The 21,857-nt window shown below is 57.5% G+C and carries 19 protein-coding genes; 7 read left to right on the forward strand and 12 right to left on the reverse strand.

All coding sequences use genetic code 11. The annotated features are described in order from the left end of the window. Positions 1-37: 37 nt before the first annotated feature. The 4 genes from EY643_RS04055 to EY643_RS04070 are packed head-to-tail and all read right to left on the reverse strand — an operon-like array spanning position 38 to position 3,361. A complete protein-coding gene (locus tag EY643_RS04055) occupies positions 38-940 on the reverse strand; it encodes a DUF3014 domain-containing protein (protein WP_152660982.1) in 903 nt (300 codons plus the stop codon). 34 nt (positions 941-974) lie between these two features. Then, a complete protein-coding gene (locus tag EY643_RS04060) occupies positions 975-1,748 on the reverse strand; it encodes an amidohydrolase (protein ID WP_152660983.1) in 774 nt (257 codons plus the stop codon). After that, entirely contained in the window at positions 1,736-2,884 is a 1,149-nt protein-coding gene (locus EY643_RS04065; protein ID WP_152660984.1) for a methionine aminotransferase, read from the reverse strand. Before EY643_RS04065 ends, EY643_RS04060 begins: the two co-directional genes overlap by 13 nt. Further along, positions 2,885-3,361: an Lrp/AsnC family transcriptional regulator gene (locus EY643_RS04070; RefSeq protein WP_152660985.1), complete on the reverse strand. Its 477-nt coding sequence runs from the start codon at positions 3,359-3,361 to the stop codon at positions 2,885-2,887. It lies immediately after the preceding gene. A gap of 133 nt (positions 3,362-3,494) precedes the next feature. Here EY643_RS04070 and EY643_RS04075 point away from each other — a divergent pair, with 133 nt between their 5' ends. From EY643_RS04075 to EY643_RS04085, 3 genes are all read left to right on the forward strand, one after another. Next, a complete protein-coding gene (locus EY643_RS04075; protein WP_152660986.1) occupies positions 3,495-6,992 on the forward strand; it encodes an indolepyruvate ferredoxin oxidoreductase family protein in 3,498 nt (1,165 codons plus the stop codon). Between the two features lie 32 nt (positions 6,993-7,024). Next, positions 7,025-8,083 carry a Glu/Leu/Phe/Val family dehydrogenase gene (locus tag EY643_RS04080; RefSeq protein WP_152660987.1) on the forward strand — a complete coding sequence of 353 codons (1,059 nt, stop codon included), beginning with the start codon at positions 7,025-7,027 and terminating at the stop codon, positions 8,081-8,083. 84 nt (positions 8,084-8,167) lie between these two features. Continuing rightward, positions 8,168-9,976 carry a DUF885 domain-containing protein gene (locus EY643_RS04085; protein ID WP_170287273.1) on the forward strand — a complete coding sequence of 603 codons (1,809 nt, stop codon included), beginning with the start codon at positions 8,168-8,170 and terminating at the stop codon, positions 9,974-9,976. A 285-nt stretch (positions 9,977-10,261) separates the two neighbouring features. Here the strand turns inward: EY643_RS04085 and EY643_RS04090 are convergent, their stop codons facing one another. The 3 genes from EY643_RS04090 to EY643_RS04100 form a co-directional block, all read right to left on the reverse strand. Continuing rightward, the gene (locus EY643_RS04090) at positions 10,262-10,558 is read right to left on the reverse strand and encodes a hypothetical protein (protein ID WP_152660989.1); all 297 of its coding nucleotides are present in this window, start codon (positions 10,556-10,558) and stop codon (positions 10,262-10,264) included. Between the two features lie 260 nt (positions 10,559-10,818). Next, positions 10,819-12,930 carry a peptidase domain-containing ABC transporter gene (locus EY643_RS04095; RefSeq protein ID WP_152660990.1) on the reverse strand — a complete coding sequence of 704 codons (2,112 nt, stop codon included), beginning with the start codon at positions 12,928-12,930 and terminating at the stop codon, positions 10,819-10,821. Next, on the reverse strand, positions 12,927-14,174 hold the full coding sequence (locus EY643_RS04100; RefSeq protein ID WP_152660991.1) for an HlyD family secretion protein: 1,248 nt from the start codon (positions 14,172-14,174) through the stop codon (positions 12,927-12,929). The genes EY643_RS04095 and EY643_RS04100 overlap by 4 nt, the downstream gene beginning before the upstream one ends. 165 nt (positions 14,175-14,339) lie before the next feature. Between EY643_RS04100 and EY643_RS04105 the strand changes: the two genes are divergently transcribed. Beyond that, entirely contained in the window at positions 14,340-14,519 is a 180-nt protein-coding gene (locus EY643_RS04105) for a hypothetical protein (protein ID WP_152660992.1), read from the forward strand. A 4-nt stretch (positions 14,520-14,523) separates the two neighbouring features. Here the strand turns inward: EY643_RS04105 and EY643_RS04110 are convergent, their stop codons facing one another. After that, entirely contained in the window at positions 14,524-15,291 is a 768-nt protein-coding gene (locus tag EY643_RS04110) for a queuosine precursor transporter (protein ID WP_152660993.1), read from the reverse strand. After that, positions 15,291-15,992 carry an SDR family NAD(P)-dependent oxidoreductase gene (locus tag EY643_RS04115; RefSeq protein WP_152660994.1) on the reverse strand — a complete coding sequence of 234 codons (702 nt, stop codon included), beginning with the start codon at positions 15,990-15,992 and terminating at the stop codon, positions 15,291-15,293. Before EY643_RS04115 ends, EY643_RS04110 begins: the two co-directional genes overlap by 1 nt. Positions 15,993-16,035: 43 nt before the next feature. On the opposite strand from EY643_RS04115, the gene EY643_RS04120 reads away from it, so the two are divergent. The 3 genes from EY643_RS04120 to EY643_RS04130 all read left to right on the forward strand — a co-directional run bounded on the left by EY643_RS04120 (position 16,036) and on the right by EY643_RS04130 (position 17,836). Continuing rightward, entirely contained in the window at positions 16,036-16,575 is a 540-nt protein-coding gene (locus tag EY643_RS04120; RefSeq protein WP_338035561.1) for a 6-pyruvoyl trahydropterin synthase family protein, read from the forward strand. Between the two features lie 123 nt (positions 16,576-16,698). Then, entirely contained in the window at positions 16,699-17,391 is a 693-nt protein-coding gene (aqpZ, locus tag EY643_RS04125; RefSeq protein ID WP_152660995.1) for an aquaporin Z, read from the forward strand. Positions 17,392-17,404: 13 nt separating this feature from the next. Further along, positions 17,405-17,836, forward strand: a complete 432-nt coding sequence (locus EY643_RS04130; RefSeq protein ID WP_152660996.1) for a hypothetical protein — start codon at positions 17,405-17,407, stop codon at positions 17,834-17,836. On the opposite strand, the gene prlC is transcribed toward EY643_RS04130, so the two are convergent. The 3 genes from prlC to EY643_RS04145 all read right to left on the reverse strand — a co-directional run bounded on the left by prlC (position 17,837) and on the right by EY643_RS04145 (position 21,800). Next, a complete protein-coding gene (gene prlC, locus EY643_RS04135) occupies positions 17,837-19,870 on the reverse strand; it encodes an oligopeptidase A (protein WP_152660997.1) in 2,034 nt (677 codons plus the stop codon). A gap of 80 nt (positions 19,871-19,950) precedes the next feature. Continuing rightward, entirely contained in the window at positions 19,951-20,475 is a 525-nt protein-coding gene (gene thpR / locus EY643_RS04140; RefSeq protein WP_152660998.1) for an RNA 2',3'-cyclic phosphodiesterase, read from the reverse strand. Beyond that, positions 20,475-21,800, reverse strand: coding sequence for a DEAD/DEAH box helicase (locus tag EY643_RS04145; RefSeq protein ID WP_152660999.1), 1,326 nt, complete (start codon positions 21,798-21,800; stop codon positions 20,475-20,477). Before EY643_RS04145 ends, thpR begins: the two co-directional genes overlap by 1 nt. Positions 21,801-21,857: the final 57 nt, after the last annotated feature.

A 21,857-nucleotide genomic window follows, 5' to 3' on the forward strand; every position in this document is an offset into this window, starting at 1 on the left:
TTATGTAAGCGCGGCTTTAGCCGCGCTTACACCTCGCCTACTGATTGAGCAATTCCTCACGCAGCGCTCTGGCCTGCGCCTGCAGCAGGGCCTGGTTCTCAGGCCCCATCCGCAACAGCTGCTTGGCTAGTGGGCTGAGCGCTTCCAGTTCCGGGTCCACGTAGTGCCAGGTGGTGACATCTTTCTCCAGCGCAGCGGGCCCCTCCAATGTTGGTGCTTCGATCACCTGGTCGAGAGCGCGGATAAGCGTGTTGTCCAGCTGCTGTTCCTTATAGCCCAATGCCGCATACGCCTCTTCCAGTAGTGGGCGGAAAGTATTGAATGCCGTCGCCAGGGTGCCTGTGTCCAGTGTCGCGATGGCCTGGGTATAGCCGTCGTAGCGGCTGTAGCTGGCGGGATCAATGTAGGCCGTGTCCCCCTGCTGTATTACCGCGAATTTTTCCTCCGGGGGTGGCAGCTTGAACACCTCATGGAAGACGCGCCCCTGGCTGGTGGCATCTATGAGTCCGGCCATGCGGTCTAGCAGTTGATCGTTGTCCAGCGTGTTGGCGAGATCTGTGTCAGCCAGTAGCGGGGCCATTTCGTTCCGTACCACGGGATCGCTTTCGTCCAGTGTCAAAGGCGGAGGGGGTGGCGGCTCATTCGGCTCGGGGGTGATGTCTTCGATTACCTCTGGTTCAGGGATGTCCGGTTCGGGCGGTGCCACTGGCTCTGGCAGTGCGGGCGGTTCGGCGGGGGTGATCTCTGCCGCCGGTGGTGGGGGCGGTGGCGGCGCATCGTCCGGGCTGAACAGGAACCAGGCTGCGGCGGCGACTAGCAGGCCCACGCCGATGATAATCGGGATGACTGGCAGGCCACCCTCGGTTTCCTCTTGCTCGAAGTGGCGATCTTCCTGGTCCGCTTGCATGGGCTGCTCCGTGCTCTCATTGTCGGTATTCATTCGACTCCTCCGGCTGGATTGGGTTCCTTCGATATCAGGTCAATTCAAACTTATCCGCGTCCATGGCAAACGGGAAACGCTGTCGATACTTTGCGAGCTCGTCGCCCGAGAAAGTTACCGCACTAACGGTGTTTGCGTCTGCCATGTCTGCGGCCAGCGTGCCATCTGCCTTTACTGCCAGGCTATCGCCACTGTAACTGAGCTTGTTGGCGTCTTTACCGATGCGATTCACGCCTACCACGCAAGCCTGGTTCTCGATAGCGCGGGCAACTAAAAGTGACCGCCAGTGCAGGGCACGGCTGTCGGGCCAGTTCGCCACGTAGAGGGCCATGTCGTAGTCGTCGCGGTTGCGCGAGAATACCGGGAAGCGCAGGTCGTAGCAGACTTGCAGCAGTATTCGCCAGCCGCGCCATGTCACTACCACGCGTTCTTTGCCATCGCCGTAACGTTTGTGTTCGCCAGCCATGCGGAAGAGGTGCCGTTTATCGTAAAACTCGCAGCTGTCCGCGGTGACGAATAACATACGGTTGTAGACTGTACTGGCATCAAGCGTCACGGCGATACTTCCGGTTATCGCGCAATTGTGTTCACCTGCCAGCTCACGCATCCATTGTTCGGTAGCGCCCCCGGGCCGCTCGGCGTTGGCCAGTGCATTCATGGAAAAACCGGTAGTGAACATTTCCGGCAAGACGATCAGGTCTGATTCAGGGGCAAGGCCAGCAATGGTATCGCCAATCTGTTTGCGGTTGTCTTCAGGTGACTCCCAGGCGAGCTCGCGTTGTACCAGGGCTACGGTTATATCTTGCATAGAATCTCCGCTGCTTGGAGCAGCACCTCGTCTGACTTGGCAAAGCAAAAACGCAGGACTTGCCGCTCCGGAGGTTCCTGCGAAAATGGCGAAATTGGTATGGACGCCACACCGAGCTCTCGCGTCCATTGTTCGCACAGTTGGTGATCGGGGGTGGACGTGATCGCACTGTAGTCCAGCAGTTGGAAGTAGGTGCCGCTGCTGGGTGTGATCGCAAAACGCGAATCGCGCAATGCGTAGATAAACAGATCTCTCTTTGCCTGGTAGAAAGCGCCCAGACCCTGTGGGTAATTTGGCTCGGCCGCAAGAAAGTCGGCCAGCGCTTGCTGGACCGGCGTCACCGCGACAAACGCCACAAATTGATGCACTTTGCGCAGTTCTGCCGTGAGCGCGGGCGGCGCCACGCAGTAGCCGGTTTTCCAGCCGGTGACACTGAAGGTTTTACCGAACGAGTAGTGAGCAAAGCTGCGCTGGCGAAGCCCTTCCCATTGCAGTACCGAGCAGTGACGTTTGCCGTCGTAGACGAGGTGTTCGTACACCTCGTCGCTACACACCAGTAGGTCGTGCTCCTCCACCAGTCGTTCCAGTTCGTCCATGTCCTGCACGGTAAACGTACTACCGGTGGGATTGTGTGGCGTGTTGATCATTATCATACGGGTGCGTGACGTGATCGCTGCGCGAATACGCTGCCAGTCCGGTGTGAAACCGTCTTCGCTGAGGGGGACGTGCACCGCCACGCCGCCGGCGAGTTCAATGGAAGGCGCGTAGCTGTCGTAGCAGGGGTCAAGCACGACCACCTCGTCGCCCGACCGCACACTGGCCATGACCGCGCAGTAGATGCCCTCTGTTGCACCGGGTACCACCGTGATTTCGGTGTCAGGGTTGACGCGCACACCGCGGGTGACCTGCAGTTGATGAGCAAGTTGTTCACGCAGGGCAGGCAGGCCCGCCATGGGCGCGTATTGATTGTGGCCTTCCATCGTGGCGCGGGCGAGTGCCTCTCGCAGGCCCAGGGGCGCCTCGAAATCGGGAAAACCCTGTGACAGGTTGATAGCCCCGCACTCTGCCGCCATCGCGGACATGCGAGTGAAGATCGTGGTGCCCACATTCGGCAGCTTGGATTGTAAGGTGACCATCTACAGCTGGGTATCCAGTGGTAATTCAGTGGTGTTCTTGATTTCCGTGACCGCCATATGGGAGTGCAGCTCGCGGATCGAGGGGCTGGCAGTGAGCGTGTTGCGCACGAACTCTTCGTAGTGGCGTATGTCGCGGGTGACAATCTTGAGCATATAGTCCCATATTCCAGTCATTGTGTAGCACTCGGTGACCTCGGGATGATCGACAATGGCCTGCTCAAACTCGATCAAGTTTTGGCGACCGGTAGACGTCAGATTGATGGTGGCGAACACCACCACATCCATACCCAGCGCGGCGCGGTCCAGTAGGGCAACCTTGCGCTTGATAACACCTTCTTCCTCCAGCCGGTTGATGCGGCGCCAGCAGGGGGACTGTGAAAGATTGATCTTTTCGGCGATAGCCGCCGTGCTGGTGGTGGCATCTTTCTGCAGGAGTTTGAGGATTTCTACGTCCTGCTTTGCGAGTAACTCAGTCATTTTATTCTCTAATGGCATGATCAATAGATAATTTATGCATATTTAGTCGTAAAACGCGCGTAAATCAAATAAAAATTTCGGCCAATTTCGCTCAAAATGTCGCCACCTATAAAAGTGCTAATTGGTGAGCAGGATGGGCAAAGACCACGCCGACCAGATCCGGAGAGTTTCTCTGGATGACAAGTATGCATTGGACACGACGCGGGCCTATATGACCGGCATCGAGGCGCTGGTGCGTCTACCCATGCTGCAGCACCAGCGGGATGTTGCCCGCGGCCTGAACACTGCCGCCTATATTTCCGGCTATCGCGGTTCACCACTGGGCAATGTCGACCAGGCCATGTGGAAGGCAAAGCCTTTCCTTGCTGAGCACAATATCCATTTCCAGGCGGGCATCAATGAAGACCTCGCTGCAACAGCCGTCTGGGGCAGCCAACAAACCAATCTGTTCCAGGGCGCCAAGTACGACGGTGTATTCGGGATGTGGTATGGCAAGGGCCCCGGTGTCGATCGCTCTATGGATGTCATCAAGCACGCCAATGCTTTCGGGACCTCGCGATACGGCGGTGTACTGGCAGTGGCCGGCGATGACCACGCCTGTAAGTCGTCGACGTTACCGCACCAGTCTGAGCATATGTTTATGGGAGCCTCGGTGCCGGTGCTGGCACCTTCAAACGTGCAGGAAGTACTCGACCTGGGAGTGATGGGTTGGGAGCTCTCGCGCTATTCCGGTTGCTGGGTGGCGCTCAAGGCGATCACCGAGAATATGGATTCGGCTATCTCTGCCGATATTGACCCTTCACGCATCCAGATTGTTACGCCCGAAGATTTCGAGTTGCCGGAGGGCGGGGTGCATGGCCGCTGGCCGGACAAGCCCCTGGATCAGGAACTGCGTCTTAACAAGTACAAGATTTACGCTGCCCGCGCCTTTGCCCGCGCCAACGGTATTGATCGTGTTGTGCTGGATAGCCCAAAGGCCCGGCTGGGAATCATCTCGAGCGGCAAGGCCTACCTGGATGTCATGCAGGCGCTGGAAGACATGGGTATCACTGAGGCTGTGGCCGCCGAGATCGGCCTGCGGGTGTACAAGGTGGGCATGCCCTGGCCGCTGGAACCGCAAGGCGCTCATGCATTTGCCGATGGCCTGGAAGAAATCCTGGTGGTGGAAGAGAAACGTTCCATCATTGAAGACCAGCTAACCGGCCAGCTCTACAACTACGCCGTGGGCTCACGCCCGCGGGTGATCGGAGAGTTCGATGAGGAAGGGCGCGACCTCCTGCCTAACCTGGGCGAACTTACGCCAGCGACTGTGGCCCTGGCTATTGCCTCCCGTGTGCGCAAGTTCTATAACTCCGAGAGCATGGAGCAACGCATTCGCTGGATCGAGGAAAAAGAAGCCTCGCTGGCCACGCCGCGCGAGACCATCGAGCGAGTGCCTCACTTCTGTAGCGGCTGCCCGCACAATACCTCGACCAAGGTCCCCGAGGGCAGCCACGCTCTGGGCGGCATTGGCTGTCACTACATGGCTACCTGGATGCCTGACAGGGAAACCCATACCTTTACCCAGATGGGTGGGGAGGGCGCAACCTGGATCGGTCAGGCGCCGTTCACTGATACGCAGCACGTGTTCCAGAATCTGGGTGATGGCACATACTTCCACTCCGGTATTCTGGCGATTCGCGCGGCGGTATCTTCGGGCGTGAACATCACCTACAAAATTCTCTACAACGACGCGGTGGCGATGACAGGCGGTCAGCCCATCGATGGTCCACTCAGTGTGGGCGACCTGATCTTGCAGCTGCGAGGTGAGGGTGTGCGTCGTATCACCCTGGTGAGCGATGCGCCGGATCAATGGCGCGGCCAGTTCCGCGACGTGCCAGGCTTTAGCCTGCATCACCGCGACGAGATGGACGCACTGCAGAAAGAACTGCGAGAGTTCAAGGGCACGTCTGTCATCGTCTACCAGCAAACCTGTGCCGCAGAGAAGCGTCGCCGGCGCAAGAAGGGCATCCTGGCTGACCCCAATGTCCGTTTGTTTATCAATGATGCTGTGTGCGAAGGCTGTGGCGATTGCAGTATCAAATCCAATTGCCTGTCGGTGATGCCGAAAGAAACCGCTCTGGGCCGCAAGCGCGAGATCGACCAGAGTGCCTGCAACAAAGACTACAGCTGCGCCAATGGTTTCTGCCCCAGTTTTGTAACCGTCGTTGGTGGCAAACTTAAAAAGTCTGCGGGCAACCTGGGCGGTGCAGATGTATTGTTTGATCCTTTACCGGAACCGCAACTTCCATCACTCGAGCGCCCGTGGAACACCGTCGTAACCGGCGTTGGTGGCACTGGTGTTCTGACCATCACTGCTCTCGTTGCCATGGCGGCTCATATCGAAGGTAAGGGCTGTGCCACCATGAATCAGACCGGCCTGGCGCAGAAGTTCGGCGCGGTGGTCAGTCACGTGCGGGTGAGCGAAAACCAGGAAGATATCAAGGCAGTGCGAATTCCTGCCGGTGAGGCCGACTTGCTGGTGGGCTGCGACATGGTGGTCACCTCAAACTATGAAGCCATGGGCAAAGTGGCGCACGGTCGCACTCACGCTGTCGTGAATGACAAGGAAGTGGCCACGTCTGCCTTTGTACTCAACCCCGATGCCAGGTTCCCCACGCTGGCCATGAAGGAAAAGATCAAGACCGAGGTTGGCGGAGACGACTGCCACTTCATCAATGCCACTGATATCGCTACCCAGCTATTGGGCGATTCCATCGCCAGCAACCTGTTCTTGCTGGGTTTTGCATGGCAGCGCGGCCTCGTGCCTGTTTCCGCCACAGCGTTAGAGCAGGCGATCGAGCTCAATGGTGTAGCCGTGGACTTCAACAAACAGGCTTTCCTGTGGGGTAGGCGCTGTGCGCACCAACCGGAAAAAGTACTGCAGATGGTGCGTAGCGAAGCGCCCGAAAAATTCCCGGAAACCCTGGACGAAGTCATGGCTGATCGCGCCCGGCGCCTTGCTGACTATCAGAATCAGGCTCTGGCGGATTCGTATCTGGCAGAAATTAGCGCCCTGCGTAGCCGCGATCCTCGCGCTGATGAGCGCACTTCGTTCACGCTGGCTGCAGCGAAACAGTTGTTTCGTATGATGGCGATCAAGGATGAATACGAAGTGGCTCGGCTGTACACCGACGGTGAATTCCAGCGCAAGTTAGCGGCCCAGTTTGAAGGCGACTTTGAGTTGCGCTTCAACATGGCGCCGCCGCTACTGGCGAAGAAAGACCCTGAAACAGGCGAACTGCAGAAGCAGGAGTTCGGGCCGTGGATGATGAAGGCCTTTGCGGTTCTGGCAAGGCTTCGCAGGCTGCGTGGATCCAGCCTGGATATCTTCGGCTACACCGCTGAGCGCAAGCGCGAAAAGCAGGACCTTGCTGATTTCCGTGCCATGTTGCAGGAGTTTTCCGGCGATCTTGAGAGCGGAGATTACGCCGCTGCCGAAGAAGCTGTGGCGGACACTCGCCGCCTGCGTGGTTACGGCCACGTGAAAGACCGTAACCGCGAAATGGTGTTGGCCCAGCGCGAAGTCTTCATGCAGCGTTTCCGCGGAGATGTTGCTGAAGATACGGTGCAGTTCGTCAACGCTGCCTGATACTTATAAGACAAACGAGAGAGGATAAGTGGATGTCCATTTTTACAGCACCGGCTTTCGATAGCCACGAACTGGTTACTTTCGGCAGGGACGAGGCCACCGGCTTGCGCGCCATTATCGCCGTGCACAGTACCGCTCTAGGCCCCGCTGTAGGCGGCTGCCGCATGTTTCCCTACGCCACTGAAGACGAGGCATTACACGATGTGTTGCGTCTGTCGCGTGGCATGACCTACAAATCAGCGCTGGCGGGACTGCCCTTTGGCGGCGGCAAGTCGGTGATTATTGGCGACCCGCGTAAGGATAAGACTCCCGCATTGATGTATGCCATGGGTGAATTTGTGCACTCCCAGGGCGGCCGCTATGTAGCTGCGGAAGATTCCGGTACCGGCGTCGCTGACATTCGCCTGATGGCCGAGCGTACACCGTTTGTCAGTGGCATGGACGACAACGAGTTTGGTGGCGACCCTTCACCCAGTACGGCATGGGGCGTGTTTATCAGCATTCGCGCTGCGGTGAAGCATCGTCTCGGTCAGAGTGATACCAAAGGGATTCGTGTGGCCTTGCAGGGGCTTGGCCATGTCGGCTATTACCTGGCGAAGTTTCTGGTGGAGGATGGCGCACAGGTGATAGCCGCTGATGTCAATCAGGCCAACGTCGATCGCGCTGTGGCTGATCTGGGAATAACCGCCGTTGATCCCGGCGTTATACTTACTCAGGAAGCGGATGTGTTTTCTCCCTGTGCCATGGGTGCCGTACTGAATGCCCAGAGCATTGGTCAATTGCGGGTGGGTATCGTAGCCGGTGCGGCCAACAATCAGCTGGCCACCGAGACCGATGGTGCGCAACTCAAAGATCGCGGCATTTTGTATTGCCCCGATTTTCTGATTAACGCGGGCGGTATCATCGATGTGCATCACCAGCGTATAGGTTCTGCTGATACTGTGAAGCGCGCGCACATTGATCATATCGAGGAGACCCTGGCGCAAGTACTGCAGCAGGCCGATGCGACTCACCGTGAAACCAACCTGATTGCAGAGAGCCTGGCAGAAGAGATTCTCAAGAGCGCCCGCGACAGGGCGCTTGCCGCCTGACTTTTCCGTTAATCCAAGGCGGGACGGCGTATGGTCGCCGTCCCACCGATTGTTGTAACTGTTCTTATCCCTGAGGAATTTGAAATGCGTCTAGTGATCGCTGCCTTTGTGGCTGTGCTCGCCTTTGGTTCACCTGTATTTGCAGTGGACGAAACTCCTTCATTGAATGAGTGGCTGAATCAGGAGTATGAAAAAGAACTGCAAGCCAGCCCCATGACGCTTACCATTTATGGTCGCAAGGAAAAGTACGACCAGGTTGATGCATGGACTGCGGCGGCCGAGCTTGCCGAGATCGAAGCGCTTGTTGCCAGTGCCAGGAAAATGGAGACACTGTTCGATTACAGTGCTCTAAGTCCACAGGAGCAGGTGTCCTACGACTTCTGGAAATTCCGTGCGGCAAGCGGAAGTGCGCAGCGTCCTTTCCTCTATCATCGCTATGTGTTTAATCAATTTAGTGCGCTACACACCTACCCGGTGCGCTTTCTCCTCAATTATCATCGGGTGGACAACGAAGCAGATATGTTGGCTTACGTTGAGCGAGTTAAAGGTCTGTCGAGGGCGTTACGCGAAGCACTTGAGAGTGCCGAGCGCGCAGCAGAGCTCGGCATTCGCCCGCCACGGTTTGCTTACGAATCGGTATTGGCTGAGTCTCGCGGAGTGATCGTAGGGAGGCCATTCACGGATGCTTCTGAAGATTCAGTTATCTGGGCCGATGGCACCGCCAAGATCGCCGCGTTGGTGGAAGCTGGCGAAATCGATGCGAAGCGCCAGCAGGAACTGCGCAATAGCCTCGCTGACGCCATGGCCGCCCACTTGCTGCCTGCCTATCAGGCGTTGATCGCCTGGCATGAGCAGGATATACGGAACACCTCCAGTGAAGCTGAGGGCGTGCATAGCCTGCCCGAAGGCGATGCTTATTACACCGAGCGCCTCGCCTACTATACCCATTCGAACATGACGGCAGATCAGGTCCATCAACTGGGCCTCGACGAGATAGCGCGCATCCAGGAAGAGATGGTCGCCATCAAGCGTGAGCTTGGGTTCGAAGGTAGTCTGCAGGAATTCTTCGCCTATGTACGCGACAACGAGCGCTTCTATTTTCCCGACACAGATGAAGGTCGTGCAGCATACGTTGCAGACGTTGAGAGATTGCTTGGCGATCTGGAACCAAGGTTGCCGGAATATTTCGGTGTTCAGCCGAAGTCAGTGCTTGAGGTGAAGCGCGTTGAGTCTTACCGCGAGCAGGACGGTGCAGCCCAGTTCTACCAAGTAGGTACAGCCGATGGTTCCCGCCCTGGAATCTATTACATACACTTGTCGGATATGGCCGCCTACAACAAGACCGACCTTGAGACTACGGCCTACCATGAGGGCAGCCCCGGTCATCATATGCAGTTGTCTATTGCCAAGGAGCTTACTGGTATTCCCGTATTCCGCACCAATGTTCGCTACTCCGCCTATACGGAGGGCTGGGCGCTCTATTCCGAATATCTGGCTCTGGAGATGGGTGCCTTCCAGGATCCATACAACAACTTCGGTCGCCTCGTGGCTGAGATCTGGCGTGCGATCCGCCTGGTGGTAGACACCGGCTTGCACGCCAGGGGCTGGAGTCAGGAAGAAGCCGTGCAATATATGCTGAAGAATTCAGCAATCCCCGAAAGTGCTGTTCGCTCAGAGATCCGGCGTTACCTGGTATCCCCCGGTCAGGCGACGTCCTACAAGGCCGGCATGCTGAAGATTCAAGATCTCCGCGGAGAGGCTGAGCGACGCCTGGGTGACAAGTTCGATATCCGCGCATTCCATGACGTTGTACTCGGTGGCGGTGCGGTGCCGCTTCCGATACTCGAGCGGATGGTGGATGAGTGGACTAAGTCGGTGGAACGCGAAAAGTAGTTTTACTCTTCGCGTTCTGCCATCCGATCCGCGCCGGGTTTTAGTTTCGAGAATGCGGTACCTATCAACCAAATTACTACCAGCAAGAGATATTTGGAGCCGAATATGAGTAGTAGATCTGATTTGCCCTCGGTCGGTGAATTTAGATACATTCTAAATTCTGTCCCGAATGTTGCCGTTATGAATAGGAATAAGCATAAGAGCGTGATGTAAGATACATTTACCACTGGCATTCTCCTCCGGTTAGCAATGTCGGATACGGATATTATCTACGGAGAAGTATCACTACTTCGCAGTAGTCGCGTCGACTGGCGTTCTAGATCTCCCGCCAGCCCCCGTAGTTGCTAGAGAATAGCCAACTGACACTGAGTATCCAATAGCAGCGCCTATGGCCAGTCCGGCGAATCCACCGAACACTAGTCCACCAATTGCGCCCGCCGCAGTGCCTGCGATTACTGACATGGTGCCGCCCGCGATGCTCTCCGCGGTGTCGCCGCCGCCTGACACATGGGTTAGCTCATGATTCTCAAGAGGTCTAACCTGCATGGTTTTCTTCTCGGGGTCTATTTGTTGTAAGTTCATGAATTTCTTCCTTCTTTACGTTGGTTTGTTTTCTAGAGTTCGAATGACTTTGCAGCGCCATTTGTCCAAAGGCGTGATAACGCAGACGTAGGTAGCAGTGGTGTCCTAGCGCCATTTGCAGTGTTACGCGGAACAATGACTCCAGTCGCATTTGAGCCGCCACTGACACACTCGAACTCTCTGTGGACTAGAGAGCGTATTCCTCGTGATTTTTTTTGCATGATATCTTCCCTTTCGTGGTTTGCCTTTCTTGGGCACGTTCACCCGGAATGGGTGAAATCTGGTAGTTCGAACTGTCTATCTGCCGACCTGATAGTGGATTCTCGATGGGCGACGAGGATACGGGTGATAGGCAACTTGGAAATGTTTTCTGAAAGCTGTTGTTCGCAGGCGGAATCAAGGTGGCTGGTTGCCTCATCCATGAACAGTATCTGCGGCTGCCGATACAGGGCCCGAGCGATACAGATGCGTTGCTTCTGCCCTCCGCTCAGACTGGCGCCCATTTCGCCCACCAGAGTGTTGTACTGCATCGGCATGCTGGCAATATCGTGGTGAACGCATGCGGCAGCTGCCGCGTCCACGACACGCTCCATGTCCGGCGTTGTATCGAAGAAGCTGATGTTGTCTGCGATGCTACCGCTCAGTAGCTGGTCATCCTGCATCACGCTGGCGATCGACGCTCGGTAACTGCTGCTGTGCTGTACATCGTGTTCGCCCCAGCGGATGCGCCCGTGGGTAGGTACGATCATGCCAGTGAGGCAATGCAAGAAAGTGGTTTTTCCGCAGCCGCTGGGTCCGGTGATTGCAACCGACTCTCCCGGCGCTATATCCAGGCAAACGTTTTCAAACAGGGCGCTCGACATTCCAGCGTGGCAATACGACAGCGATTCGATTTGTAGGTGATTGGCGCCATTGTTCTGGATATCCAGAGGTGGAGATTGTAGCCGCCTGTTCTCGGCAGGCGTCAGTGCGATATCAGCAAGACGCTCCAGATGCATGTCGAGCATTTTCAGAGCTATCCATTGCTCGACCAGGTTCTCCGCGCCTTGAACGAAACGCTGCGAGTAGCTTAGAAAGGCGTATAGCATCCCCACCGACATCAAACTAGCCATAACTGAACCCGCTGCCATATAGATGAGCAACAACTGCCCGGCACCAAAGAGCCCGGTGTTGATGGCGCTCTGTATTATCTCGAGCTTTCTTACGCCGATCTCCGCACCGATGGTGCGGATAAGGCGGTGCTGCCAATGGCCGATGCGCTCCCCTTCGCGTTGGTGGAGTTTGATGGGAGCCATCGCACGTATGGATTCCATCAGGGAGCTCTGGGTGAGTGCATCTTCACGAATCGTCTCTTCTGTGCGCCTGCGCGTGACTGGAAAGAGTGCAAGCCTGGCAGCGATATAAGCGGCAGAAATAAGTAAGGTGAGTAAAGTCAGCTTTGGGCTGTACACAAACATTGCGGCTAGCGCGACGATGGAAAAGAGCCCGTCAACGAAGATTGCCACCAGCCCCTCTGACAAGAGCTGCCGGATTGCGGCGAGCGAGCCATAGCGAGACACAATGTCACCTAGATGGCGCGACTGAAAATAGCCAAGCGGAAGGCGGAGCAGATGATTGATCAGGTTGGTGGCCAGTTGGAGGTTCAGTCGGCTTGCCAGAGTGAGAATGAGCAGTTGTCGCAGGCTTCTGGTGGCGATCTCAAACAGCAATAGCAGTCCAAACCCCATCGCTAAAATGGTCAAGAGGTCGGCGTCGCGTCGAGGGATGGCTTCGTCCACCACAAACTGAAGATAGAGTGGTGTGGCGAGTAGCACGAGCTGCAGCATGAGTGATAGCCCCACAATGATCCCAATGCTCTGTCCAAGCCCTTGTATGCTGCTCCACAAGTCGTTGAGTGTCAGCTTGCTTCGCTCCTGCATGGGCTTGAAGTCACTGATCGGTGTGAGCTCGAGCGCGACTCCGCTCACTGCTTGCTCAAGTTCGTCCAGCGAGCATACGCGCTTACCTCGTGCGGGATCATGAATTGTCGCCGTGTTTCCTCGCGTGGCCTTTAGTATGACGAAGTGGTTCATATTCCAATGCAGCAGACAGGGTGTTTCCAGTTCCGCTATCACATCCAACTCGAAGCGCAGCGCTCGCGGTGAGAGTTGAAGTTCGCTGGCGATGTCCATTAGGACTTTTAGTGTCGCCCCCTGCAGTGACTGTGGAAACTTGCATCGCAAAGCGCGCAGATCAACATCGTGACCGTGGTATTGCGCAACCATGGCGAGGCAGGCGAGCCCACATTCTGCGGCTTCAGCCTGGTGGATAATCGGCAGGCTTCGCCGAGACATCGCTATGGTTGAAGGTTCGATGGCGGCAGAGACTGTCATAGCAGTCTCCCCCTCATGGAGTATATGGGGCTGAGTAGCCACTGTAGTAGCGAGCGTTCCCCAAGGATAATAATTGCGTCGAAAGTCATGCCTGGTAGAAGATTTTGCTCATCGCCAGCGGCGCGCAAGCGTTGGTCGCCCAAACTGGCGGTGACTTGGTATACAGGTTCAGCGATGGGCAGTGGATTGTTGTCCACTTTCCTGGGGAGTATTGCCTGCCCGGTGAGCTGAACGATTTCACCTGTGTAGCTGCCAAATTGTTGGTATGGAAATGCGTGATACTGAATCGATACTCTCTGCCCGGGTTGGATAAATCCGACCGAGCGAACGGGCACAAGTAGCCGCGCCTCCAGGGCTCCTGCACTGGCGATATCCATCAGCGGTCCGTTGACCTGTGATACTTTCAGCCCCTGCCTTGCTTGTAAGTTATGCACGGTGCCGCTGCGGGCGGCCTTGATGGTGAACTGACCGTTGCCCTTTATCCTGTATATATTCTGGAATAATTCGCTGAGCTCGACCGCTATTGACGCTGTCTCTTCATCGGCCCGCACCGGTAAGAGTGATAGCTCGCTTTGGAGGCGGTTGATCCTTGATGTCAGTGCTTGTTCACGCTGGCGCAGGGCAGCATGCGCGCGGGTACTTGCGAGGTAACGCAGGGTGGTTTCATCTGCACTGTAGCGTGGTAGGTGGCCCTTGCTGGCCAGTTTCAGCGCCTCTTCTTTTTGCGTTGTCAGTAGTGAGCTTTCGCTCCTGGCTGCCTTGATCTGATCGTCAAGAAAACGCAGTTCCTGCTTGGCCTGGAGCAGCGTCTGCTCAGTTTGTTGTTCGAGCTGCTGGTTGCGCTGTGCCACGCTGTTGCGACGGTTGATGAGGGCGTCGTGTTGGAGGCGGTATTGCTCCAATAGTTTGTCTTCGAGTTTGACTCCGGATGCGAGGACCTGGCTGCGCTGCAACACCAGCAGTGTTTGCCCTTCGATGACGGTTTCACCTTCAACAACAAGGACTTGCGCGATTGAGGCATCGGCAGGGGCCGTTACTTCTATTGAGCCATCAACTGGCTGCAGCCAGCCCTGAACACTTTCCCGCTTGGCATAGCTGCCCTTGGCGAGCCATAGAAGCGATGTAGCGAACCACAGCAGCAGGAATATGGCGCAAACCCGATGCGAAATCCGAGGTTTGAGCATAACCTCGCCATAGAGGCGATAGCGCTGCGCGTTCAACGCCTGTTGCCGAAAGAGTTGCATCCCTGAACACGTCCTTGTGTTTTGGTGATAGCGTTGTCTTTACCTTAGGACTTGCTCCATAAGAGGACAAGCTTACCGGTAAATCAGATGCAGCCAGGCCCTGCAGAATGCGCTGGCCAGAGCTATAGTATGTGCCTTAAAGCGATTGTCTGGAGGTGCGGCGCTATGCCGAGAACAACAGGACAGAAATTTGCCATCGCTCTGCCGATGTTGCTGGCAGTGTGTTCCGCATGGCTAGTTCTGGAGGAGTGGTTGGGGGAAGGCTCCATCAATGTCTTCTATGCGATCATGCTTGTGTTCGCGCTTGTGATGATGGCGCAGCGCATTGGAGAAACCGGGGAATAGGCGTTCAGTCGTGCGTCGCCGTCTCGCCCGGCTCGAGTTTCAGATATCTCCGCAGGTAGTGCACTCCGAGATAGAAGGGCCCTGTATCCAATAGCGCCACGGTAGCCTTGAAGATGTAATTGCTCGCAACCAGCACCATCATCATTTTGAACGTCAGCTCATCCCGCATGAACGCCGCACCAAAGGTCACAGTGATTACCATGACTGAATCCACCATCTGGCTCATCAGCGTGGAGAAGTTATTGCGCACCCACAGGTACTTGCCCTTGGTTACACGCTTCCAGAAGTGGAAGAGCTGCACGTCGCAGTACTGGGCTGCGATATAAGCGAGCATCGAAGCGAAAACGGCGCCTGAGGTGGTCGCGTAAATCAGCTGGTACAGACCAACAGTCTGTTCGACGGTTTCGCCGTTGGGCAGGTGTACTGGGGCCGCCAACTGCAGGATTTGCCAGGGTGGCATGGATTCCGCCGGTACCGATGGCAGCGCGTTGCCCAGCAGCAGCACACCGAGAATCATAAAGTTCAGGCCCAGGCCCACGGTCACGAGGAAGTTTGCCCGCTTGCGGCCGTAGAGTTCGCAGATGAGGTCGGTGCAGAGGAAGGTGAGCGGGTAAGGCAGTACGCCCACGGCAAGAGCCATCGGGCCCAGCTGTACGAAGCGTGTGATACCAATAATGTTCAGCAGCGTCATGGCGCACAGGAAGGTGCCCGCCAATACGAGGAAAACGCGTTCACGGCGCTCGTGTAGCTGGCCTGGGCTCACCTCACTCATCAGGATTCCTTCTGGCCTAGATTGGCGTGCAGCACGGCGCCGTTGATCACGGGGTTGTCGTGGGCCCAGCGCAGCAGTTCAGCGATTTCTACCGGGTCGATCAGGCGGCCGAAGCTGTTCAGGGCGCCGATGGCCTTTTCGGTTTCGGGGTCAGTGCCTATGTGGGTGCGCAACATCTCGGTGTCGGTGAACCCCGGGCAGATCAGTGCGGTGTGGATTCCCTTGCCCATGAGGTCCTGGCAAGTGGCCCGCATCATACCCAGTTGGGCGTGTTTGCTGATGACATAACTAAACGAGCCCGATACGGCTTTCTCGGAAAGCGTGGACCCCACGTAGAGCAGGCTTGAGCCTTCGGGCATGAGCGGCAGCAGGGCCTGGTTGAGGCTGTTGATAGCGACCACATTGGTGTCGAGCACCGCCGCGAGGCTGTCGCTGGCACAATCGTCGGCCATGTCCTTGCGCATCTGGCTGGCATTGTGGATCAGGGTGACGCGTTCGGCCCCCGTCAGGGCGGCCTGCAGTTCGGTGCAGGCAGCTCTTATGGATGCGCTGTCGGCAAGGTCACAGCTGAGATTGTGCACGCCATCCAGGGGGCAGGCACGACGAGATAGGTTGTACACCGCGTAACCCTGTTCCAGGAAAAGGCGCGCTGCCTCCCTGCCAATACCCACACTGGCACCAGTGATTATTGCTGCCTTCATAAATCCGCCGTTAAGTTAATTGCGTAAAAGAGTCGATGATTTTATGCGCACCGTCAAGATGCCGCCGGTTGCGCTCTACATACGCACGCACCACAATGGACGGATGACCAGAATTACAACACTGCATATCGACAAAGAGAGCCATAAGTTTTCCGCGGCGCACTACACCATTTTTTCCGCCACCGAGCGCGAACGGCTGCACGGGCACAACTACTCCGTGTCGGCCCGGATAGTCGCGCCCATGGGGGACAATGGGTTTGCCGCCGACTACAACGTGTATAAGCGCCGCATTGCGAAAGTGTGCGAGGCGCTCGACGAATACATGGTGTTGGCTGGGGATTCGCTGTATCAGGAGATCTCGGAAGAGGGCGACAATTATCGGGTGCGATTCAACGGGGAGGAAATGCGATTCCTGAAGTCCGACACCCTGGTGCTGCCCCTGCGCAATGCCACGGTGGAAGAGTTTTCCCATTACCTGTTGCAGCAGCTACTTGCCGAGTGTGAAGGAGATAGCCTGGCGGAGTTGGAGGTGTGGGTTGCCTCCGGGCCCGGGCAAAAGGCGAGCGCTCTCTGGCGCGGCTAGGGCTTCGGCCATGTGTTTGGTAGCGCTCACACAACCCACAGTGCTGTGCTAATCTGTCTGTGAATACGGAACACCTGTAGCGCCCGCAAGGCGACAATAAGCAATAACAACGGAGTGGTGAGTATGAGCATGAGCAAAAAACTGGGCGCCGAGTTTATCGGCACCTTCTGGTTGGTTCTCGGCGGTTGCGGTAGCGCTGTTCTGGCGGCGGGTGCGCCCGAGGTCGGTATTGGCTGGCTCGGCGTGTCGCTGGCCTTCGGTCTAACCGTGCTAACCATGGCCTTCGCGATTGGCCATATTTCAGGCTGTCATTTGAATCCTGCGGTGTCTGTTGGCCTGCTGGTTGGCGGTCGCTTCCCTGCGAATGAACTGGTGCCTTATATCATCGCCCAGGTCCTCGGCGGCCTGGTGGCTGGCGGAGTGCTGTATGTGATAGCCAGTGGTACCGCCGGTTTTGAAACGGCCGGTTTCGCGTCCAACGGTTACGGCGAGCACTCCCCAGGGGGCTACAGCCTGACTGCGGCTCTGGTGTGTGAGGTCGTGATGACCTTTATGTTCCTGATTATTATCCTCGGGGCGACAGACAAGCGTGCTCCCGCCGGGCTGGCCCCCATTGCGATTGGCCTGGGCCTGACGCTCATCCACCTTATCAGCATTCCCGTGACTAACACCTCGGTCAACCCCGCCCGTTCCACGGGCGTAGCCCTGTATGAGGGTGGCTGGGCGATCAGTCAGCTGTGGTTGTTCTGGATAGCGCCCATCGTAGGCGCAGCGCTTGCAGGCATCGCCTACAAGTGGCTGGGCAGCGAGGACTGAGGGCGCTTCACGTTTGAGTGGCGTTACTGAAACACGGCTAAAGGTCTATCAGGCGACAGCACTGTTCAGCGTGCTGTTTGCCCTGGTGGGTTTTTCGTATAACGTCTGGCGGCTGGAGGTCACTGAGCACAACAGCAATGTGCGCGAGGCATCCTTTGAGCTGCTGTTACAGTTGGCTGAGTTGGAGCAAGTGGTTTATGCCGCTCACTACGATCGTGATCTGGAGCGGGGCAGCCCCCGCGATGGTTGGGTCAAGGTAGGGTTGATCAACGATCTGAGTGGCACCTGTGGCGAGGCCGTAGTGGCCTCTGCTGCAGTGCTTAAGGCAGTCTGGAGCTCAAACTGGGCCCAGATGGCGGAGCAGAGCTCCGCTACCGACGCGGTGGTTACCGCGATAGACGATACTCGCGCCGAGGTGCGGGCGGTGTTATCCACCCTTAACTAGTCAGGCTGCGATACCACTGTGTCGCAATAGTGGCTCGATGCTGGGCTCGCGGCCGCGGAAAGCGACAAAAGCCTCCATCGGTTCTTTCGAGCCGCCTACCTCCAGGACTTCGTGCATGAATGACCGGCCCGTTTCCGGGTTAAAAATACCCTCATCTTCGAAGCGCGAAAACGCATCCGCTGAAAGCACTTCTGCCCATTTGTAGCTGTAGTAACCCGCCGCGTAGCCACCGGCAAAGATGTGGGAAAAACTGTTCTGGAATCGATTGAAGGCGGGAATTGGCACGACGGCCACCTCACTGCGCACATCTTCCAGTAGTTGCTGAACCGTGCTTGCATCGCCGCCATCCCAGTTGATATGCAATTGGAAATCGAACAGGGAAAATTCCAGCTGGCGCACCATGAACATGCCGCTTTGGAAGTTCTTCGCCGCCAGCATTTTGTCCAACAGGGCCTGGGGCAGGGGTTCGCCGGTTTCGTGATGGCCGGAGATGAATGCCAGCGCCTCGGGTTCCCAGCACCAGTTCTCAAGGAACTGTGAAGGCAGTTCAACCGCATCCCAGGGCACACCGTGGACGCCGGCCACCGCCGCGACCGTTTGTTGAGTCAGCATGTGGTGCAGGCCGTGGCCGCACTCATGGAACAGCGTGGTCAGTTCATTGTGGGTGAGCAGGGCGGGCTCGTCGCCCACGGGTGGTGTGAAGTTACACACCAGAAAGGCCACCGGTAACTGCACTTCCCCTTGCAGCAGGCGGCGCGCGCTGGCGCCGTCCATCCAGGCTCCTCCACGCTTGTGGGCGCGGGCGTAGAGATCGAGGTAGAAGTGAGCAATAACCTCGTCATCTCGCACTAGCGCGTACAGTTTAACGTCGGGATGGTAAGTATCGAAGTCGGTCACCTCGCGCACCGTCACGCCATACAGGCGACGGATTACCTCGAACAGGCCGGGAAGCACCTTGTTCACGGGCAGGTAGGGGCGGATATCTTCCTGGGACACCTCGTAGCGCGCCTGCTTCAGCTTTTCGCTGTAATAGCTCACGTCCCACGCCTGCAGTTCTGCCACGCCATGGGACTCCCTGGCGAAGGCTGCGAGTTCCTCGAATTCGGTGTGTGCCTGGGCCCTGGACTTGGCGGCGAGCTCGCGCAAGAACTCAACCACCTGGGGTGGGGTATCTGCCATCTTGGTGGCCAGAGAGAGCTCGGCGTAGTTGTCGAAGTCCAGCAATTGGGCCAGCTCTCGACGCAGGTTGAGTGTCTCCACCATGGTCTCGGCATTGTCGAACTCGCCGGCATGCGGGCCGAGCTCCGAAGCGCGGGTGGCATTGGCCTCATAGACCTCACGTCGCAGATCGGCATTGTCGCAGTAGGTGAGTACCGGGAAGTAAGAGGGGAACTCCAGGGTCAGAAGGTAGCCCTCGACACCTTGCTGCTGAGCGGCCTGTTTGGCCAGAGCCAGAGTGCTGTCCGGCAGGCCGGCGAGTTGCTCTTCAGACACCTGCTTGGTCCAGGCGTTGGTCGCGTCCAGTACATTCTCGCCGAATTTTGCGCCCAGGTCCGAGAGCCTTGCCTTGATCTCGCCGTAGCGCTTTTTCTTTTCGTCGTGCAGGGCCACGCCTGCCAGGCGGAAGTCGCGCAGAGAATGCTCCAGTGCTTTCTTCTGGCCTGCGCTTAGAGCGGCGTAGTCATCGCTGTCGGCGATCTGCTGATAGGCCTGATACATGGCCTCGTGCTGGCCCGTCCAGGTGCCGTATTCCGATAGAAGTGGCAGGCAACTGTTGTAGGCGTCGCGCAATTCGTCGGAATTGCACACATGGTTTAGATGGGCCACTGGCGACCAGGCGGCCGAGAGCTCGCTGTCCAGGGCCTCAATAGCTGCGGGCAGGCTGGCGTAGTTGAACTCACTGCTCTCTTGCAGGAGCGCGTCGATGGCGCTCTTGTTGCGCTCGATCAGGCTTTCGATGGCGGGCTTGATGTGATCCACCTCAATAGTGGAGAACGGGGGAAGAGAGTGGCTTTGCAGAAGGGGATTGGTCATTGCAGGGGTGTCCGGCTGAATGAATTGCGTCTTATAGAACTCTGGGGGCAAGTAGAGCCTTTTACAAGTTCCGGGCGTTGTTAAAGCAGTTCCCAGGCGGCGACCGGCTCATAGCTCACCCCAGTGCGCCCCTGGCGTGATTCGAACAGGGCGAAGTGATCCAGGCTAAGCTCGAAGTCGGGTGCGAGTATCGGCGCCGGCGGTGGTGCATCACAACCGCGATAGAGGGTGATGTGGGGGCGGTATTCTCCCCGATTGCGCTTGCAGCCCTCGGCCACGCCCAATTGGTCGAGCTTGTGCGCGAGTTGATCGAGTTCTCTGGGCCACCGGTCTGGTCCAAGCCAGCAGATCCGCGGTTTGGACCAATAGCCGGGTTCGGTGAGTCCGAGCTCCAGCGTAGACGGAGCACCCGCGTCCAGTGTGTTGTCCACGGCGCTGCACAGCCGATCCAGTCGCTGCTGGCTCACCTCGCCGAGAAACGCCAGGGTAATATGGAAGTTCGCGGCCGGTACCGCTCTGCCCTGGGCGGGCAGGTACCGCTCGCGCCATTCGGCTATCGCCCTGGCATCCTCTGGGGAGGGCTCCAGGGCGAAAAACAGGCGCATCAGTCGTCCGTTTTCTTTTTCTTCATCAGCGGGGCGAAGCCGTCATTGCTCTGCTGCTTGTTGCCACCGCCTGGGCGCCCTTTGGCCTTTTGATTGCGCGCCCGGGACTTGGCTTTGGCCTTGGTGGTCTTGGGTTTCTTTTTGCTGCCTGCAGCCTTGCCTGAGCCCTTGGTTTTTTTGGGCCCGGCGTATTTCGCCTTGAGACCTGGCAGGGCGCGTTTCTCGAAGTCTGTTTTGAGGTAGCGCTGGATGCTGACCATCAGGTTCCACTCATTGGCGGACACTAGCGACACCGCCAGCCCGGTCGAGCCCGCCCGACCGGTGCGGCCGGTGCGGTGCAGATAGTCGTCTCCTGAGCGAGGCAGGTCGTAATTCACCACCAGGTCTATCTCTTTTACATCGAGGCCGCGCGCGGCCACGTCGGAGGCGGAGATGATGTCGATCTTGCTGTCGCGGTACTGGGTGAGTACGTGTTTGCGTTCCTCGGTACTGAGGTCGCCATGCAGGGAGCCGCAACGCAGGTCGTGGTGCCCCATCAAGCCAGACAGGCGTTCCGCGGTTATTCGCTTATTGGCGAATACCAGGGCACGGGTGAATCCTCCGTTTTGCATGAGGGCCACTAACAGCCGGTCTTTGTGTTCCTGGCTGTCTGCCAGGATGCGCTGGTGATGAATGCTGCTGTGGGGGGCGCGGACTTCATTCACGGTGATGGTCTTGGGCTCGTGCAGCAGCTCCTTGGTGACAATTGCCAGGCCCTTGTGCCGCAGCGTGGCCGAGAGCAGGATGACCTGGCGCTTGTCGCCACAGTATTCGGCAACCTTTAGCACCTCATCGCGAAAGCCCATGTCCAGCATGCGGTCGGCCTCATCCAGTACCAGGGTCTGGAGCGAGGCGAGATCGGCACTGCGTTTCTCACAGTGTTCGAGCAACCTGCCCGGGGTGGCGATAATGACTTCCGGGTTTTTGCGCAGCAGGGCTCTCTGGTATTTGAAATCGGCACCGCCTGTAATGGCCTGTGCCGACAGCGGTGTCTTGGCCATCAGGTCGCGACAGTTCTTCAGCACTTGCCGGGCGAGCTCGCGAGTAGGCACCAGCACCACTGCGAGGGCGCCGGCATTGCGGTTGGGTTTGTTGGCCAACATACGTTGCAGCGCCGGCAGCAGGTAGGCCAGGGTTTTGCCGCTGCCTGTCTCGGCGGTTACGCGCAGGTCGCTGCCCTCCAGAACCGCGGGCACCACGGCCTGCTGTACTTCAGTGGCCTGTTCAAATCCCAACTCCGACATGCTCAGGCGCAGGCCGCGGTCCAGTTCCAATTCTTCCAGCACTTGCGCTGTCTCCCTTAAATCATCATCTGCTATTATCGGCGACTATCTAGGGGAATA

This window comes from Halioglobus maricola (assembly GCF_009388985.1).
GTDB classification, from domain to species: domain Bacteria; phylum Pseudomonadota; class Gammaproteobacteria; order Pseudomonadales; family Halieaceae; genus Halioglobus; species Halioglobus maricola.